The organism is Sphingomonas sp. P4_G2 (genome assembly GCF_056401155.1).
This window is the reverse complement of the sequence record NZ_JBFUJY010000005.1, coordinates 84192-98827: the sequence shown is the minus strand read 5'-3', so window position 1 is coordinate 98827 and position 14636 is coordinate 84192. Positions and strand designations below refer to the sequence as shown.

Here is a 14636-nt window from a genome sequence, read left to right as displayed (position 1 = left end):
GCGGCCGTGGGCGAATGCCGGCGCAGCGCGATCAACCGCGCGCCGGCCAGACGAATTCAGACGCGGCGACGCTTGGACGGGCGCACGCCATTGTGCGGGATCGAGGTAACGTCGCGGATCGAGGTGATCTGGAAGCCAACCGCTTGCAGCGCGCGAAGCGCCGATTCACGGCCCGAACCCGGACCCTTGACCTCTACTTCGAGCGTGCGGACGCCGTGTTCGGCGGCCTTGCGGCCGGCGTCCTCGGCGGCAACCTGCGCCGCGTACGGGGTCGACTTGCGCGATCCCTTGAACCCCATCATCCCGGCGGACGACCAGCTGATCGCATTGCCCTGGGCATCGGTGATGGTGATCATGGTATTGTTGAAGCTGGCGTTCACATGGGCGACGCCGGCGGTGATGTTCTTGCGTTCGCGCCGACGAAGGCGCTGCGGTTCACGTGCCATTTTTCTATCCTAACCTTCGAAGCTGGAAGTAGCGGTGCGGATGAGCGCCCCTGCTTACTTCTTCTTGCCGGCGATCGGCTTGGCCTTGCCCTTGCGAGTGCGCGCATTGGTGTGCGTGCGCTGGCCACGGACCGGCAGACCCTTGCGATGGCGCAAGCCGCGATAGCAGGCCAGATCCATCAGGCGCTTGATGTTCATCGCGGTCTCGCGACGAAGATCGCCTTCGACCATATAGCCGGCGTCGATCGCTTCGCGGATCTGCAGCACTTCCTGGTCGGTCAGGTCCTGAACGCGGCGCTCGGGCGCGATGTTCAGCTTCGTGGTGATTTCCTTGGCTTTGGCCGGGCCAATGCCGTGGATATACTGGAGCGCGATCACTACGCGCTTGTTGGTCGGGATGTTGACACCCGCAATACGTGCCATGAAATTTATTCTCCTAGCTCCACGGGATACGGCATGGCTGCCACGTACCCCATCTCATCGCGATGCCCGAAACGCACGACAGCGGCGGACGCAGGCAAGCGCCGCCGGTCAGCCGGTGTATCGGAAGGGCGTTCACTTAGGGTCGAGTCGCTACGCTGTCAAGCGCGGCTGCGGGCGGAATGCGCCAGTCGGCCGCGCTTCAGCGGATGTCGGTGGCGGCATAGCGATCGTCATCGCCTCGTCCCCGTCCATAACTGAGATCGCCGGTGTCGGGAAGTGTATCGGCGGGCTGGACGAAGGACGCGTCGACGATCTCGGCGCCGCGATCCGTCCCGTCCGCCGCCGCGGCAAGGTTGGCGTAAAACGGGTTCATCTCGGCCACCGTCTGATTGCCCGCCAGGATGCCGGTTCCGACTGCTGCCAGCACGCCCAAGCCAAGCCCCAGCGCCCAACGATTGCCGCCATCGACACGCACGGCCATCCTCCTTTCCAATGCCCGCAAGCATCGAACGCGAGAAGGAAGATCGGCGTTCCCGGCTATTTCTTGTCGTCTGGGCCGACCGGCGCGGGTGGCGGCGCCTCCGCCCCGGCCTTGAGTCCGTCAAGCTGGGTGCCGAGCACGCCGTCGACGAGCGGCGCGAGCTTCTCGAACCCGGTCGGTGAATAGCCGCCGGCGACATAGGTCATCTTGACCTTGGTTGCCTTGTCGCCCTCCGGCGACAGTTCGAACGTCAGCGTCGCGACGATCGCCTCACCCTGGAGCGGGCCGAACGCGCCTTCCATCCGCAGCATCTTGCCCTTGTCGACGAAGATCAGCCGCGCGTGCTGGACACTGCCCCTGCCCGGCAGCTTCTCGCAGAAGCAGCCGGTCGCCTGGCTGTCGATATAGAGATTGGCGGAATCGCCCGACCAGGTGTGCTCCTTCGACCACCAGCGTTGTGGCGCACGCAACGTCTCCCACACCGTGTCGGATGAGGCGTCGATCGTGACGGTCTTTTCGACGACGAACCCCGCAGCTTCGGCTTTGACGACATCGGCGATGGCGGGTGTTGTGACGATCGCAAACAGAACGGTGGCAATTGCGGTGCGGAACATGGCGGATCCCCCCTCAGGATGGCGGGAGACTATCGTGCCACAAGCTATCCGTCACTCCGGCGAAACACCCCCCCGTCACCCCAGCGAAAGCTGGGGTCTCGTGGTGACAAGCGATCGCGCCGCCGCTTGAGATCCCAGCTTGCGCTGGGATGACGGAAGTGACTGGCATGACGACTATTTGCCAAGGGGAAAAAGGTCGAGCCTCAGGCCCTATCGCCTTACTTCCCGTCGAGCGCCGCCGCTACCGCCCTGCTGACGTGATCGATATCCGCCATGCCGTCGACCCGCGCCAGGATGCCGCGAGCTTCGTAGATCGGGATGATCGGCGCGGTCTTGCCACGATATTCGGCCATCCGGGTGCGGACGGTTTCCTCATTATCGTCGGGGCGGCGCTTGAATTCGGTCGAGCCACAGACGTCGCAGACACCGGCGACCTTGGGCTGCTTGAATGTGTCGTGATAGCCCTCGCCGCACTTGGCGCAGGTGTAGCGGCCGGTGATCCGCTCGACGAGCGCGTCCTCGTCGACGGTCAGCTCGATCACGCGGTCGAGCTTGCGACCGCGATCGGCGAGCAATTGGTCGAGCGCTTCGGCCTGCGCGGCAGTGCGCGGATAGCCGTCGAAGATCGCCCCCTCGCCCGCCGTCATCTGGTCGAGTCGTTCGCCGATGATGCCGGACACGACGTCGTCGGGCACCAACTCGCCGGCATCCATGATCGCCTTGGCCTTGAGGCCGGTCGGCGTCCCCGCCTTCACCGCGGCACGCAACATGTCGCCAGTCGACAACTGGACCATGCCGCGGTCGGCAACGAGCTTCGCCGCCTGGGTGCCCTTGCCGGCGCCCGGTGGGCCGAGGAGGATGATGTTCACGCCGATCTACTCCCTGTTGGCGCCGCCCCTCTTAACGGAGGCGGCCGCCCTTCAACTTCGCCTTCTTGATGAGATCGCCATATTGGTGCGCCAGCAGATGCGACTGGATCTGGGTCACCGTGTCCATCGTCACGTTGACCACGATCAGCAAGCTGGTGCCACCGAGGTAGAAGGGGATCTTGAGCGCGGACACGAGATATTCGGGCACCAGGCAGATTACCGCCAGATAGGCCGCGCCGATCACCGTGATGCGCGTCAGCACATAATCGAAATAGGCTTCGGTGTTCTTGCCTGGGCGGATGCCGGGAATGAACCCGCCATAGCGCTTCAGATTGTCCGCGGTCTCTTCCGGATTGAACACCACGGCGGTGTAGAAGAACGAGAAGAAGATAATGCCCAGTCCGTACAGTGTCATGTACAGCATCGAGCCGTGCTGGAGGTACTGATTGAGGCCGATGACGACATCGCCCCACCAGGTATCGCCCTTGACCTTGTTGCCCGCGAGCTGAGTGATGGTCAGCGGCATCAGCAGCAGCGACGACGCGAAGATCGGCGGGATCACGCCGGCGGTGTTGAGCTTGAGCGGCAAGTGGCTGCGATCGGACTGGACGCCGCGCTGGGTTTGTCGCTTTGGATATTGGATCAGGATGCGCCGCTGCGCGCGCTCCATGAAGCAGATGAACAGAATGATCGCAACGACCGCCACGATGATCCCGATCACCTGGAAACTGTCCATGCTGCCGGTGCGGCTGCCATTGACCAGATTGTAGATGTTGGTCGGCATGTTGGCGACGATGCCGGCCATGATGATCAGCGAAACGCCATTGCCGATGCCGCGGCTGGTGATCTGCTCACCCAGCCACATCAGGAACATCGTGCCGCCGATCAGGCTGATCACCGCGCCGACGCGGAATAGCATGCCGGGTTCGACCACCGCCTGGATGCCCGAATTGGCGCCATAAGCTTCAAGCCCGACGGCGATAAACCAACCTTGCACCGCAGTCAGCGCGACGGTGCCGTAGCGGGTATATTGGTTGAGCCGCTTGCGCCCGCTCTCACCCTCTTTCTTGATCGCGGCGAGCGTCGGCGACAGCGAGGTCGCGAGCTGCACCACGATCGAGGCGGTGATGTAGGGCATCACGCCGAGTGCGGTCAGCGACATGCGCTTGAGCGAGCCGCCCGAGAAATTGTTGAAGAAGTCGAGCACACCGCCATTCGTCTGGTTCGACAGCACGCCAAGCGCGGTCGGATCGACGCCCGGCAGCGGGACGTAGCTCAGCAGGCGGAAGACGATCAGCGCGCCGATCGTGAACCACAGCCGCTTCTTGAGGTCGGTCGCCTGGGCGAACTTGGAAAGATTGAGCCCTGAGGCCAGACTGTCGGCTGCGGATGCCATTTATTTGATCGTCCCGAAATAAAAACGGCGGAGATGCGTGTCCCGCGCCCCCGCCGCTCATATAGGCGCCCATTCGGCCTTGTCACCTATCGCCCGTCGCACAAGCGACGGACCGGTGTGGATTACTTCTTCGCGGCAGCCTGCTTGGCTTCCTTGTCGGCCTTGCGCTCGCGATACTTGACGCCCTTCTTGGCGGCAGCCTTGTCGGCGGCGGAGACGAGCTCGATGACCTCGACCTTGCCGCCGGCCTTCTCGACCGCCTCGATCGCACCCTTCGACGCGCCGGCGACCAGGAAGCTGAGCTTGGCAGTCACTTCGCCCTTGCCGAGCAAACGGACGCCGTCCTTGCCGCCACGCGCCAAGCCAGCAGCCTTCAGCGCGGCGTGGTCGATCGTGCCCTTGGCGTCGAGCTTGCCAGCATCGACCGCCTTCTGGATCGCGCCGAGATTCACCTCGGCATGATCCTTGGCGAAGATGTTGTTGAAGCCGCGCTTCGGCAGACGCATGTGGAGCGGCATCTGGCCGCCCTCGAAGCCCGCGATCGAAACGCCTTCACGGCTCTTCTGGCCCTTCTGGCCACGACCGGCGGTCTTGCCCTTGCCCGAGCCGATACCACGGCCGACGCGGATCTTGCGATGGCGCGCGCCCTGGTTGTCGCGCAGTTCGTTCAGTTTCATATCGTGCACTCGCTTTCGCTTTTGTCGCGCAAGCTCCCGCGAGGGAGCTTTATCCCCTCTCCCGCTTGCGGGAGAGGTACGGAGACTTGGCAGCTTGCTACCTAGTCGAAGTGGTGAGGGTCTTCTTTCTTCTTCGTGACCGCAACGCCGCGGAGAAGAAGAAAGAAGACCCTCACCCAACCCTCTCCCGCAAGCGGGAGAGGGCTAGATGGGTTACTCGGCGACGCTCACCATGTGAGCGACCTTCTTGATCATGCCGCGAACCTCGGGCGTGTCCTTCAGCTCGACCGTCCGGTGCATCTTGTTGAGGCCCAGGCCGATCAGCGTGGAACGCTGGTCCTTGGTGCGGCGGATCGGCGAACCAGTCTGGGTGATTTTCACCGTACCGGTCGCTGCTTCCTTCTTGGCTGCCATGTCGATTACTCCGCGATCGCCAAGGCTTCAGCCTCGGCGACGCCCTTGTCGGCGCCGCTGCGGCCGAGCAGGTCGGCGATCTTCTTGCCGCGCCGCTGCGCAACCGACTTCGGCGAAGTCTGGTCGCCCAACGCCTCGAAAGTGGCGCGGATCATGTTGTAGGGGTTCGACGTGCCGACCGACTTGGTCACCACGTCGGCGACGCCGAGCGATTCGAACACGGCGCGCATCGGACCACCGGCGATGATGCCGGTACCCTGCGGCGCCGAGCGCAGCGTGACCTTGCCCGCACCGAAATGGCCGTTGCCATCATGGTGCAGCGTACGACCTTCGCGCAGCGGAACGCGGATCATGTGCTTCTTGGCAGCGGCGGTCGCCTTGGAGATCGCCTCCGGCACTTCGCGCGCCTTGCCATGACCGAAGCCGACCCGGCCCTTGCCGTCGCCCACGACGACCAAAGCCGCGAAACCGAAGCGCTTGCCGCCCTTCACCGTCTTCGAGACGCGGTTGATGTGGACGAGCTTTTCGATCAGCTCTTCGCCGCCATCGTCGCTGCCCTGGCCACGACGATCGTCGCGACGTCCGCCACGGCCGCCGTCACGGCCGCCACGATTGCCGCCACCGCCGCCCGGGCCGCCACGGCCACGACCGCCGCGATTGCCACCACCACGGCCACCCTGCGGCGCCTCATGGGTCGTCGCTTCGGCCGCAGGCGCATCGACGGGCGCGTCGACCGTCGGGTTGGTTTCGTCAGCCATTCTCAGAACTCCAGTCCGGCTTCACGAGCCGCATCGGCCAGCGCCTTGACGCGGCCATGAAACAGGAAGCCGCCGCGATCGAACACGACCTGCTTGACCCCGGCCTTCACCGCGGCTTCCGCCACGCGCTTGCCGACCTGGGCCGCGGCGTCGATGTTCGCGCCCGACTTGTCGCGCACGTCCTTTTCCAGGCTCGATGCGGCGGCAACGGTCTTGCCGTTCTCGTCGTCGATCACCTGGGCATAGATGTGCTTGCCCGAACGATGCACCGAGAGGCGCGGACGCCCGCCGCCACGCGAACGAAGCGCGGTGCGATTGCGCCGACGGCGCTTCTCGAAAAGCGAAAGACCCTTGGTCATTACTTCTTCTTCCCTTCCTTACGGAAGATGTACTCGCCGTCGTACTTGATGCCCTTGCCCTTGTACGGCTCGGGCTTACGCCAGCGGCGGATCTCGGCGGCCAGCTGGCCGACCTTCTGCTTGTCGGCGCCCGAAATCTCGACCGTCGTGTTGTCCGGGGTAGCGACCGTCAGGCCCTCCGGCACGTCGATATCGACATCGTGGCTATAGCCGAGCTGCAGCTTCAGCCTTTTGCCCTGGGCATTGGCGCGGTAGCCGACGCCGGTGATCAGCAGCTTCTTGGTGAAGCCGTCGGTCACGCCGGTCACCAGGTTCTGCACCAGGGTGCGCTGCATGCCCCAGAACGCGCGAGCGCGCTTGGTCTCGTTGGCCGGCTTGACGCCGATCGAGTCCGCCTGGACGTCGTAGATGACCTCGTCGGCCATCGGCATGCTGAGGGTGCCCTTGGGGCCCTTCATGCTGAGCGTACCGTCGGCGACCGTGGCGGTGACACCGTTCGGAATCGCGACAGCCTTTTTGCCAATGCGGCTCATCAGAACACCTCCGCCAGCACTTCGCCGCCGACATTCTGCTCGCGTGCTTCGGCATCCGAAAGCACGCCGCGCGGCGTCGAGACGATGGTGATGCCCAGGCCGTTCATCACGCGCGGCAGTTCCTGCGAACCGCTGTACACGCGGCGGCCCGGCTTCGAGACGCGCGCGACATGCTTGATGGCCGGCTGGCCCTCGAAATATTTGAGCTCGATACGGATGCCCTTGGCGGGCCCCATCTCTTCCTCGGAATAACCGCGGATATAGCCCTCACGCTGGAGAACATCGAGCACGCGGACGCGCAACTTCGACGCCGGCGAAAGGACCGAGTCCTTGCGCGCGCGCTGGCCGTTGCGGATGCGGGTGAGCATATCACCCAGGGGATCGGTCACTGCCATCTTCGTGTCCTTACCAGCTCGACTTCGTGACGCCGGGGATCAGGCCCTTGTTGGCCAGTTCGCGCAGCTGCACACGGCAGAGTCGGAATTTGCGGTAGTAAGCGCGGGGACGGCCCGTCACTTCGCAACGATTGCGGATGCGGGTCGGATTCCCGTTGCGGGGAATCTCGGCCATCTTCAGCCGCGCGATCAGACGCTCGGTTTCGTCGAGCGACTTGTCGTTCGCCTGCGCCTTCAGCTTCGCATAGCGGTTGGCATATTTCACCACCAGCTTCTTGCGACGCTCATTCTTGTTCACGGAACTCAGTTTCGCCATGACTTAAGTTCTCTTTCCCTTATGCCGCCTGCTTCGCTTCGCCGTCCGCCTCGATGGGGAACGGGAAACCGAAGAGACGGAGGAGCTCGCGAGCCTCATCATCGGACTTCGCGGTGGTGGTTACGATGACGTCCATGCCGCGCACCTTGTCGATGCGGTCATAGTTGATCTCCGGGAACACTAGCTGTTCCCTGAGGCCCATCGCGTAATTGCCGCGACCGTCGAACGACTTCGGGTTGAGGCCGCGAAAGTCGCGAACGCGCGGGAGCGCGATCGTGATGAAGCGATCGAGGAATTCGTACATGCGCTCACGGCGAAGGGTGACCTTCACGCCGATCGGCATGCCTTCACGCAGCTTGAACTGCGCGATCGACTTCTTCGCCTTGGTGATCACCGGCTTCTGGCCCGCGATCAGCTCCATCTCGGAAGCGGCCTGCTCGACCTTTTTCTTGTCCTGGGTCGCCTCACCGACGCCCATGTTCAAGACGATCTTCTCGAGCCGCGGCACTTCGAGCGCATTCTTGTACCCGAACTTCTCGGTCATCGCCTTGACGATCACGTCGTCATAGCGCGCCTGCATGCGAGCCTTGTACTTGTCAGCCATCGATCTTCTTCCCGGTCTTTACCGCGACGCGGACCTTCTTGCCGTCCTTGCCCGTTTCGAAACGGACGCGGGTCGGCTTGCCGTCCACGACATGGGCAACCTTCGACACGTGCATCGGCGCTTCCGAGCGATCGAGACCACCCTGGGGGTTGGTCTGGCTCGGCTTGACGTGACGGACGTGCACATTGACACCCGAAACGACGACCTTGCCGTCCTTCGGCATCGCCTTGACGACCTCACCGGTGCGCCCCTTGTCCTTACCGGACAGGACGATCACCTGGTCGCCCTTCTTGATCTTCGCAGCAGCCATTACAGCACCTCCGGAGCCAGGCTGATCACCTTCATGTGACCACGGGCACGCAGTTCGCGCACGACCGGGCCGAAGATGCGGGTGCCGATCGGCTCCTCGTTCTTGTTGACCAGGACGGCCGCGTTCGAATCGAAGCGGATCACCGAACCGTCGGGACGGCGGATGTCCTTGGCGGTACGCACGATCACCGCGCGGTGAACGTCGCCCTTCTTCACTCGGCCGCGAGGCTGTGCTTCCTTGACGCTGACGACGATGATGTCGCCAACGCCGGCCGTGCGACGCTTCGAGCCGCCCAGCACCTTGATGCACTGCACCCGCTTCGCGCCGCTATTGTCAGCGACGTCGAGATTGGATTGCATCTGGATCATCGATCCGGTTCCTTCTCGTTTGGCCTACCGGGACTGGCCCGGCGGTTCCGTTTTCATCCCGACCGTCATGCCAGCGAAAGCTGGCATCTCAGGCCGTATCTCAACTCGCCAGAGACCCCAGCTTTCGCTGGGGTGACGGGCAATTAAGCGTCGACGTCGACCCGCTCCGGCGTCGCGTGGGTGTCAACCCGCTCGATCACCTTCCAGGTCTTCAGCTTGGAGATCGGCGCGGTCTCTTCGATCCGCACGGTTTCACCCTGCTTGTATTCGTTGCCCTCGTCATGGGCGTGATACTTCTTCGAGCGGCGGATGATCTTGCCGTAGAGCGCATGCTTGACCTTGCGTTCCACGTTCACGACCACCGTCTTGTCGCCCTTGTCCGAGACGATCTGCCCGGTCAGCACGCGCTTCGGCATGTCCGTTTCCTTACTTTGCCGCAGCGCGCGAACGCGCGGTCTGCAGGGTCTTGATGCGAGCGATGTCGCGGCGAACTTCACGCACGCGGCTCGGCTTCTCCAGCTGGCTGGTCGCGGCCTGGAAGCGGAGGTTGAACGCCTCGCGCTTCAGATTGCCCAGCTCTTGGTCGAGCGTCTGCTCGTCCATGCCGCTATAATCGATCTTGTTCGCCATCTTACTCGCCTCCGAGGTGCGAGGTGTCGCCGAGGCGCGCCACGACCTTCGTCTTGATCGGCAGCTTCATCGCCGCGCGCTCGAACGCTTCCGCGGCCAGCGGGCCAGGAACGCCGTCCAGCTCGAACAGGATGCGGCCGGGCTTGACCCGCGCTGCCCAGAATTCCGGCGAACCCTTACCCGAGCCCATGCGGACTTCGGCCGGCTTCGACGAGACGGGAACGTCCGGGAAGATGCGGATCCACAAACGCCCCTGGCGCTTGATGTGACGCGTGATCGCGCGGCGAGCCGCCTCGATCTGGCGCGCGGTGATCCGCTCCGGCTCCATCGCCTTCAGCCCGTAGGAGCCGAAATTCAGCGTCGCGCCGCCCTTGGCGTCGCCGTGAATCCGGCCCTTGAACGCCTTGCGGAACTTGGTGCGTTTTGGTTGCAGCATGTCCTGTTGTCCTTAGCGGCGGTCGTCGCGCGCCGGGCGCACGCCGGAGGTCTGAGCCTCCATCATCAACCGCTCCTGCGCCATCGGGTCATGGCCGAGAATCTCGCCCTTGAAGACCCACACCTTGACGCCGCAGACACCGTAAGCGGTGTGCGCCTGCGCTTCGGCATAATCGAGGTGGGCGCGCAGCGTGTGCAGCGGCACCCGGCCCTCACGATAGCTTTCGGTGCGCGCGATCTCGGCGCCGCCGAGACGGCCGCCGCACTGCACGCGGATGCCGTCGGCACCCAGACGCATCGCCGACTGCACCGCGCGCTTCATGGCGCGACGGAAGGCGATACGACGCTCGAGCTGGTCGGCAATGCCCTGCGCGACGAGCTTGGCGTCGATCTCGGGCTTGCGGATCTCGACGATGTTCAGCGACACGTCCGAGCCCGTCATCGAGCCGAGCTTGCGCCGCAGCTTTTCGATGTCGGTGCCCTTCTTGCCGATGATCACGCCGGGGCGCGCGGCATAGATCGACACGCGGCACAATTTGGCCGGGCGCTCGATCACGACCTTCGAGATCGCCGCCTGGGGCAGCGTGTCGACGATGTACTTGCGGATCTTGAGGTCCTCGAGGAGGAGCTTGCCGTAATCCTGACCTTCCGCGAACCAGCGGCTGTCCCAGGTACGGTTGATCTGCAGGCGCAGGCCGATCGGATTGCTCTTGTGACCCATTATGCTTCTTCCTGCTCGCGGACGACGATGCGAAGGCGCGAAAACGGCTTCAGGATGCGGGTGGACTTGCCACGGCCGCGGGTCGCGAAGCGCTTCATCGTGATCGACTTGCCGACCGACGCCTCGGCGACGACGAGAGCGTCGACATCGAGGTTGTGGTTGTTTTCCGCGTTGGCGATCGCCGAGGCGAGCACCTTGCGCGCATCGATCGCCATTCCCTTCTTGGAGAAAGCGAGGATGTTGAGCGCGTCGCCGGCCTTGCGGCCGCGGATCAGACCCGCGACGAGGTTGAGCTTCTGCGCCGACCCACGAATCTGGGTAGCGACGGCCAGCGCTTCCTTGTCGCCGACCTTGCGGGGAGACTTAGGCTTCGACATCTTAACGCTTGCCCTTCTTGTCGGCGGCGTGACCCGGGAAATACCGGGTCGGCGCGAACTCGCCGAGCTTCATGCCGACCATGTCCTCATTGACCGACACCGGCACGAACTTGCGGCCGTTGTAGACGCTGAAGGTCAGGCCGACGAACTGCGGCAGGATGGTCGAGCGACGCGACCAGGTCTTGATCGGGCCACTACGGGCAGTCGATTCCTGAGCGACTTCGGCCTTCTTGAGAAGGCTGAGGTCGACGAACGGACCTTTCCAAACGGAACGAGCCATGAGCGGTTAGCCCTTCTTCTTCGCGTGACGCGACCGGATGATGAACTTGTCGGTCTGCTTGTTGTGACGGGTGCGGGCACCCTTGGTCGGCTTGCCCCACGGGGTGACCGGATGACGGCCGCCCGAGGTCCGGCCTTCACCACCGCCGTGCGGGTGGTCGACCGGGTTCTTGGCGACGCCGCGCGTCAGCGGGCGGATGCCCTTCCAACGATTGCGGCCGGCCTTGCCGAGGTTGGTGTTCTGGTTGTCCGGGTTGGACACCGCACCGACCGTCGCCATGCAATCCGCCGGAATGTAACGCTGCTCGCCCGAGTTGAGGCGAACGATCACCATCCCGCGGTCGCGACCGACGACCTGGACATAGGTCCCGGCCGACCGTGCGATCTGACCACCCTTGCCCGGCTTCATCTCCACGTTGTGGACGATGGTGCCGACCGGCATCTGGCCCAGCTCCATGGCGTTGCCCGGCTTCACGTCGGTCTTCTTGCCCGCGACAACCTTGTCGCCAACGGCGAGACGCTGCGGCGCGATGATGTAAGCGACGCGATCCTTGCCATCTTCACCCGCGCCATAGTTCACCAGGGCGATGAACGCGGTACGGTTGGGATCGTATTCGATCCGCTCGACGGTGCCGTCGACGTCCCACAGGCGGCGCTTGAAATCGATGATACGATAACGCTGCTTGTGACCGCCGGCGATGCCGCGCGAGGTGACATGGCCCTTGTTGTTGCGGCCGCCGGTCTTGCGCTTGCCTTCGGTCAGCGCCTTGACAGGCTTGCCCTTGTACAGCGCCGAACGGTCGACGAGGATCAAGCCACGGCGCGCCGGGCTCGTCGGGTTGTAATGCTTGAGTGCCATTACGCCTTGACCCCTTCGGTCACGTCGATCGACTGACCTTCCTTGAGGGTGACAATCGCCTTCTTCATGTCAGAGCGCGTATAGGGAGCGCCCTTCCACTTCTTGGTCTTGCCCTTCTGGACGATCGTGTTGACCTTCGACACGCTGACATTGAACAGCGCCTCGACGGCAGCCTTGATCTCCGGCTTGGTCGCGTCGCCCGCAACCTTGAACACCACCGCGTTCTGCTCGCTGACGAGCGTCGACTTCTCGGTGATGTGCGGGGCGACGATCACGTCATAGTGACGGATATCGACCGCGCTTTTGGTCGGCTTCTTAGCCATTGAAACGCGCCTCCAGCTTCTCGACCGCAGCGCGCGTCAGCACCAGCGTGTCATGCTTCAGGATGTCGTAGACGTTGGCGCCGGCGGCCGGGAGAACGTTGATCTCCCGAAGGTTGCCGGCGGCGAGCGCGAAGGTGTTCTCGACGGCGTCGCCATCGATCACCAACGCGGTCTTGCCGAAGCCGATCTTCTCGAGGTTGCCCTTGAGCGCCTTGGTCTTGCCGCCGTCGATGGCAATTGAGTCCATGACAATCAGCGACCCGGCCTTGGCATGGGTCGACAGCGCCATCTTGAGGCCGAGCGCACGGATCTTCTTGTTCAGCGACGGATTGAAGTCGCGAACGCGGGCGCCGTGAGCCTTACCACCACCGATGAAGATCGGGGCGCGGCGATCGCCGTGACGAGCGGTACCGCCGCCCTTCTGGCGACCATACTTCTTGCCGGTGCGGGCGACGTCGGCGCGCTCACGCGTGCCGCGTGCGGTCGCACGGCGCTTTTCGAGCTGCCAGGTGACGACGCGGTGCAGGATGTCGGCGCGCGGATCGAGACCGAAGACCTCGTCGTTGAGCTCGATGTCCGCGGCCTTCGCCTTGGCGTCGAAGGATTGAACCTTGACCTTCACGTTCAGCCCTCCTGGCCTTCGGTCGCCTCAGGGGCGTCCACCGTCTCGGCGGGCGTCTCTGCGGGAGCGTTGTTGCTGTTGGCGGCCTGCTTCAGCCCGGCCGGGAACGGCGCGTCGGCGTGGCGGGCGACCTTGACGGAGTCCTTGACGAACAGCCAGCCGCCCTTCGAGCCGGGCACGGAGCCCTTCACGAAGATCAGGCCGCGCTCGACGTCGGTACCGACGATCTCGAGATTTTGCTGGGTGCGATACTTGTCACCCATGTGGCCGGCCATCTTCTTGTTCTTGAAGACCTTGCCCGGATCCTGGCGCTGACCGGTCGAACCGAGCGAACGGTGCGAGACCGAGACGCCGTGCGTCGCGCGCAGACCACCGAAGCCCCAGCGCTTCATGCCGCCCTGGAAGCCCTTACCCTGGGTCTTGCCCTGGATATCGACGATCTGGCCGGCGACATAATGGTCGGCCGAGATTTCGGCGCCGACATCGAGCAAGCCATCCGCGTCAACGCGGAATTCCGCGACGATCGCCTTGGGCTCGACTTCCGCCTTGCCGAAATGACCGCGCTGCGGCTTGGCGACGTTCTTCGCCTTCGCCGTGCCGGCCCCGAGCTGAACGGCGGTGTAGCCGTCCTTATCAATTTCGCGACGGGAGATAACCTGCAGCCCTTCGAGCGACAGAACAGTGACCGGCACGTGGCGGCCGTCGTCCTGGAACAGGCGGGTCATCCCCAACTTCTTCGCGATCACGCCAGTGCGCATGATCTGTTCACTCCATAACAGAGGCACCCAAGGGACCATCCCAAGGGTGCTTGTGACCGGCGACGAGCACCGATCGGTCCAGCCCGGAAATGCGAAGCGAGCCCCCGTCCCGGGCTGGGTGTTCGATGGCCTGAGCCAGGGAACGTGACGGGAGACGCTGTCCTGATCAGAAGATCAGCGGTATCTCTATTTGTCAGCGTCCCGCAGGACCGATTGGTCAACCGCGGGAGCAGCGCCGATAGTCGAAGCAGAGCGCCTCGTCAACCGGCCACCCCCGCTTTCGCGAGGGTTAGGCCAAACTCGCTCAGGCGAGCTTGATTTCGACGTCAACGCCTGCGGCGAGGTCGAGCTTCATCAGCGCGTCGACGGTCTGCGGAGTCGGCTGAACGATGTCCAGCATACGCTTGTAGGTGCGCACCTCGAACTGCTCGCGCGACTTCTTGTCGATGTGCGGACCGCGGTTCACGGTGAACTTCTCGATGCGCGTCGGCAACGGGATCGGACCACGGATAAGCGCGCCGGTACGTCGGGCGGTGTCGGCGATGTCGCCGGTCGCCTGATCGAGCACACGATGATCGAACGCCTTCAGGCGAATGCGAATATTGCTGTCCATGGTTCCTACCGATGCCAAAGAGCGGGGCGGTTACCTTGCTCCCTCCGTCATCCCAG

At 63.9% G+C, this 14636-nt stretch carries 27 protein-coding genes; all 27 read right to left on the bottom strand.

Annotation, left to right across the window (positions count from 1 at the left end):
- Positions 1–56: 56 nt before the first annotated feature.
- Complete coding sequence (gene rpsK, locus AC1DRD_RS15045) at positions 57–446, bottom strand: 30S ribosomal protein S11 (protein ID WP_066583941.1); 390 nt, start codon at positions 444–446, stop codon at positions 57–59.
- Between the two features lie 54 nt (positions 447–500).
- The gene (rpsM, locus tag AC1DRD_RS15040) at positions 501–869 is read right to left on the bottom strand and encodes a 30S ribosomal protein S13 (RefSeq protein ID WP_066803677.1); all 369 of its coding nucleotides are present in this window, start codon (positions 867–869) and stop codon (positions 501–503) included.
- 199 nt (positions 870–1068) lie between these two features.
- Positions 1069–1350: a hypothetical protein gene (locus tag AC1DRD_RS15035; RefSeq protein ID WP_478028742.1), complete on the bottom strand. Its 282-nt coding sequence runs from the start codon at positions 1348–1350 to the stop codon at positions 1069–1071.
- Between the two features lie 56 nt (positions 1351–1406).
- Positions 1407–1964: an SRPBCC family protein gene (locus tag AC1DRD_RS15030; protein ID WP_478028741.1), complete on the bottom strand. Its 558-nt coding sequence runs from the start codon at positions 1962–1964 to the stop codon at positions 1407–1409.
- 218 nt (positions 1965–2182) lie between these two features.
- A complete protein-coding gene (locus AC1DRD_RS15025) occupies positions 2183–2833 on the bottom strand; it encodes an adenylate kinase (RefSeq protein ID WP_478028740.1) in 651 nt (216 codons plus the stop codon).
- A gap of 31 nt (positions 2834–2864) precedes the next feature.
- Complete coding sequence (gene secY, locus AC1DRD_RS15020) at positions 2865–4229, bottom strand: preprotein translocase subunit SecY (protein WP_478028739.1); 1365 nt, start codon at positions 4227–4229, stop codon at positions 2865–2867.
- A 122-nt stretch (positions 4230–4351) separates the two neighbouring features.
- Positions 4352–4906 (bottom strand): 50S ribosomal protein L15, encoded by a 555-nt coding sequence (rplO, locus tag AC1DRD_RS15015; protein ID WP_478028738.1) that lies wholly within the window; start codon positions 4904–4906, stop codon positions 4352–4354.
- Positions 4907–5119: 213 nt separating this feature from the next.
- Entirely contained in the window at positions 5120–5320 is a 201-nt protein-coding gene (gene rpmD, locus AC1DRD_RS15010; RefSeq protein WP_066583962.1) for a 50S ribosomal protein L30, read from the bottom strand.
- Between the two features lie 5 nt (positions 5321–5325).
- On the bottom strand, positions 5326–6078 hold the full coding sequence (rpsE, locus tag AC1DRD_RS15005) for a 30S ribosomal protein S5 (RefSeq protein ID WP_478028737.1): 753 nt from the start codon (positions 6076–6078) through the stop codon (positions 5326–5328).
- Positions 6079–6080: 2 nt separating this feature from the next.
- On the bottom strand, positions 6081–6437 hold the full coding sequence (rplR, locus tag AC1DRD_RS15000) for a 50S ribosomal protein L18 (protein WP_478028736.1): 357 nt from the start codon (positions 6435–6437) through the stop codon (positions 6081–6083).
- A complete protein-coding gene (gene rplF, locus AC1DRD_RS14995; protein WP_478041958.1) occupies positions 6437–6970 on the bottom strand; it encodes a 50S ribosomal protein L6 in 534 nt (177 codons plus the stop codon). Before rplF ends, rplR begins: the two co-directional genes overlap by 1 nt.
- Positions 6970–7365, bottom strand: coding sequence for a 30S ribosomal protein S8 (gene rpsH / locus AC1DRD_RS14990; protein WP_066583973.1), 396 nt, complete (start codon positions 7363–7365; stop codon positions 6970–6972). Before rpsH ends, rplF begins: the two co-directional genes overlap by 1 nt.
- A 10-nt stretch (positions 7366–7375) precedes the next feature.
- Positions 7376–7681: a 30S ribosomal protein S14 gene (gene rpsN / locus AC1DRD_RS14985; protein WP_066803651.1), complete on the bottom strand. Its 306-nt coding sequence runs from the start codon at positions 7679–7681 to the stop codon at positions 7376–7378.
- A gap of 19 nt (positions 7682–7700) precedes the next feature.
- Positions 7701–8285, bottom strand: a complete 585-nt coding sequence (gene rplE / locus AC1DRD_RS14980; protein ID WP_066803647.1) for a 50S ribosomal protein L5 — start codon at positions 8283–8285, stop codon at positions 7701–7703.
- The gene (gene rplX, locus AC1DRD_RS14975) at positions 8278–8595 is read right to left on the bottom strand and encodes a 50S ribosomal protein L24 (RefSeq protein ID WP_066803644.1); all 318 of its coding nucleotides are present in this window, start codon (positions 8593–8595) and stop codon (positions 8278–8280) included. The genes rplE and rplX overlap by 8 nt, the downstream gene beginning before the upstream one ends.
- Positions 8595–8963, bottom strand: a complete 369-nt coding sequence (rplN, locus tag AC1DRD_RS14970; protein WP_066583980.1) for a 50S ribosomal protein L14 — start codon at positions 8961–8963, stop codon at positions 8595–8597. Before rplN ends, rplX begins: the two co-directional genes overlap by 1 nt.
- A 143-nt stretch (positions 8964–9106) precedes the next feature.
- The gene (gene rpsQ, locus AC1DRD_RS14965; protein ID WP_066583982.1) at positions 9107–9379 is read right to left on the bottom strand and encodes a 30S ribosomal protein S17; all 273 of its coding nucleotides are present in this window, start codon (positions 9377–9379) and stop codon (positions 9107–9109) included.
- Positions 9380–9389: 10 nt separating this feature from the next.
- Positions 9390–9593 carry a 50S ribosomal protein L29 gene (gene rpmC, locus AC1DRD_RS14960; protein ID WP_066583985.1) on the bottom strand — a complete coding sequence of 68 codons (204 nt, stop codon included), beginning with the start codon at positions 9591–9593 and terminating at the stop codon, positions 9390–9392.
- A 1-nt stretch (position 9594) separates the two neighbouring features.
- On the bottom strand, positions 9595–10029 hold the full coding sequence (gene rplP, locus AC1DRD_RS14955) for a 50S ribosomal protein L16 (protein WP_066816142.1): 435 nt from the start codon (positions 10027–10029) through the stop codon (positions 9595–9597).
- A 12-nt stretch (positions 10030–10041) separates the two neighbouring features.
- Positions 10042–10749: a 30S ribosomal protein S3 gene (gene rpsC / locus AC1DRD_RS14950; RefSeq protein ID WP_478028735.1), complete on the bottom strand. Its 708-nt coding sequence runs from the start codon at positions 10747–10749 to the stop codon at positions 10042–10044.
- Positions 10749–11126, bottom strand: coding sequence for a 50S ribosomal protein L22 (rplV, locus tag AC1DRD_RS14945; RefSeq protein WP_066803635.1), 378 nt, complete (start codon positions 11124–11126; stop codon positions 10749–10751). Before rplV ends, rpsC begins: the two co-directional genes overlap by 1 nt.
- Position 11127: 1 nt before the next feature.
- Positions 11128–11406: a 30S ribosomal protein S19 gene (rpsS, locus tag AC1DRD_RS14940; protein ID WP_066803633.1), complete on the bottom strand. Its 279-nt coding sequence runs from the start codon at positions 11404–11406 to the stop codon at positions 11128–11130.
- 6 nt (positions 11407–11412) lie between these two features.
- Positions 11413–12264: a 50S ribosomal protein L2 gene (gene rplB / locus AC1DRD_RS14935; RefSeq protein ID WP_066583996.1), complete on the bottom strand. Its 852-nt coding sequence runs from the start codon at positions 12262–12264 to the stop codon at positions 11413–11415.
- Entirely contained in the window at positions 12264–12587 is a 324-nt protein-coding gene (locus AC1DRD_RS14930) for a 50S ribosomal protein L23 (protein ID WP_066803631.1), read from the bottom strand. Before AC1DRD_RS14930 ends, rplB begins: the two co-directional genes overlap by 1 nt.
- A complete protein-coding gene (gene rplD / locus AC1DRD_RS14925; RefSeq protein WP_066803629.1) occupies positions 12580–13209 on the bottom strand; it encodes a 50S ribosomal protein L4 in 630 nt (209 codons plus the stop codon). Before rplD ends, AC1DRD_RS14930 begins: the two co-directional genes overlap by 8 nt.
- A 2-nt stretch (positions 13210–13211) precedes the next feature.
- Positions 13212–13967 (bottom strand): 50S ribosomal protein L3, encoded by a 756-nt coding sequence (gene rplC / locus AC1DRD_RS14920; RefSeq protein WP_066803626.1) that lies wholly within the window; start codon positions 13965–13967, stop codon positions 13212–13214.
- Positions 13968–14271: 304 nt separating this feature from the next.
- Positions 14272–14580, bottom strand: coding sequence for a 30S ribosomal protein S10 (gene rpsJ / locus AC1DRD_RS14915; protein ID WP_007406109.1), 309 nt, complete (start codon positions 14578–14580; stop codon positions 14272–14274).
- Positions 14581–14636 lie beyond the last annotated feature (56 nt).

Coding starts and splice junctions, on each gene's coding strand:
- rpsK (WP_066583941.1), bottom strand. CDS start 446: ATGGCACGTGAACCGCAGCGCCTTCGTCGGCGCGAACGCAAGAACATC.
- rpsM (WP_066803677.1), bottom strand. CDS start 869: ATGGCACGTATTGCGGGTGTCAACATCCCGACCAACAAGCGCGTAGTG.
- AC1DRD_RS15035 (WP_478028742.1), bottom strand. CDS start 1,350: ATGGCCGTGCGTGTCGATGGCGGCAATCGTTGGGCGCTGGGGCTTGGC.
- AC1DRD_RS15030 (WP_478028741.1), bottom strand. CDS start 1,964: ATGTTCCGCACCGCAATTGCCACCGTTCTGTTTGCGATCGTCACAACA.
- secY (WP_478028739.1), bottom strand. CDS start 4,229: ATGGCATCCGCAGCCGACAGTCTGGCCTCAGGGCTCAATCTTTCCAAG.
- rplO (WP_478028738.1), bottom strand. CDS start 4,906: ATGAAACTGAACGAACTGCGCGACAACCAGGGCGCGCGCCATCGCAAG.
- rpmD (WP_066583962.1), bottom strand. CDS start 5,320: ATGGCAGCCAAGAAGGAAGCAGCGACCGGTACGGTGAAAATCACCCAG.
- rpsE (WP_478028737.1), bottom strand. CDS start 6,078: ATGGCTGACGAAACCAACCCGACGGTCGACGCGCCCGTCGATGCGCCT.
- rplR (WP_478028736.1), bottom strand. CDS start 6,437: ATGACCAAGGGTCTTTCGCTTTTCGAGAAGCGCCGTCGGCGCAATCGC.
- rplF (WP_478041958.1), bottom strand. CDS start 6,970: ATGAGCCGCATTGGCAAAAAGGCTGTCGCGATTCCGAACGGTGTCACC.
- rpsH (WP_066583973.1), bottom strand. CDS start 7,365: ATGGCAGTGACCGATCCCCTGGGTGATATGCTCACCCGCATCCGCAAC.
- rpsN (WP_066803651.1), bottom strand. CDS start 7,681: ATGGCGAAACTGAGTTCCGTGAACAAGAATGAGCGTCGCAAGAAGCTG.
- rplE (WP_066803647.1), bottom strand. CDS start 8,285: ATGGCTGACAAGTACAAGGCTCGCATGCAGGCGCGCTATGACGACGTG.
- rplX (WP_066803644.1), bottom strand. CDS start 8,595: ATGGCTGCTGCGAAGATCAAGAAGGGCGACCAGGTGATCGTCCTGTCC.
- rplN (WP_066583980.1), bottom strand. CDS start 8,963: ATGATCCAGATGCAATCCAATCTCGACGTCGCTGACAATAGCGGCGCG.
- rpsQ (WP_066583982.1), bottom strand. CDS start 9,379: ATGCCGAAGCGCGTGCTGACCGGGCAGATCGTCTCGGACAAGGGCGAC.
- rpmC (WP_066583985.1), bottom strand. CDS start 9,593: ATGGCGAACAAGATCGATTATAGCGGCATGGACGAGCAGACGCTCGAC.
- rplP (WP_066816142.1), bottom strand. CDS start 10,029: ATGCTGCAACCAAAACGCACCAAGTTCCGCAAGGCGTTCAAGGGCCGG.
- rpsC (WP_478028735.1), bottom strand. CDS start 10,749: ATGGGTCACAAGAGCAATCCGATCGGCCTGCGCCTGCAGATCAACCGT.
- rplV (WP_066803635.1), bottom strand. CDS start 11,126: ATGTCGAAGCCTAAGTCTCCCCGCAAGGTCGGCGACAAGGAAGCGCTG.
- rpsS (WP_066803633.1), bottom strand. CDS start 11,406: ATGGCTCGTTCCGTTTGGAAAGGTCCGTTCGTCGACCTCAGCCTTCTC.
- rplB (WP_066583996.1), bottom strand. CDS start 12,264: ATGGCACTCAAGCATTACAACCCGACGAGCCCGGCGCGCCGTGGCTTG.
- AC1DRD_RS14930 (WP_066803631.1), bottom strand. CDS start 12,587: ATGGCTAAGAAGCCGACCAAAAGCGCGGTCGATATCCGTCACTATGAC.
- rplC (WP_066803626.1), bottom strand. CDS start 13,967: ATGCGCACTGGCGTGATCGCGAAGAAGTTGGGGATGACCCGCCTGTTC.
- rpsJ (WP_007406109.1), bottom strand. CDS start 14,580: ATGGACAGCAATATTCGCATTCGCCTGAAGGCGTTCGATCATCGTGTG.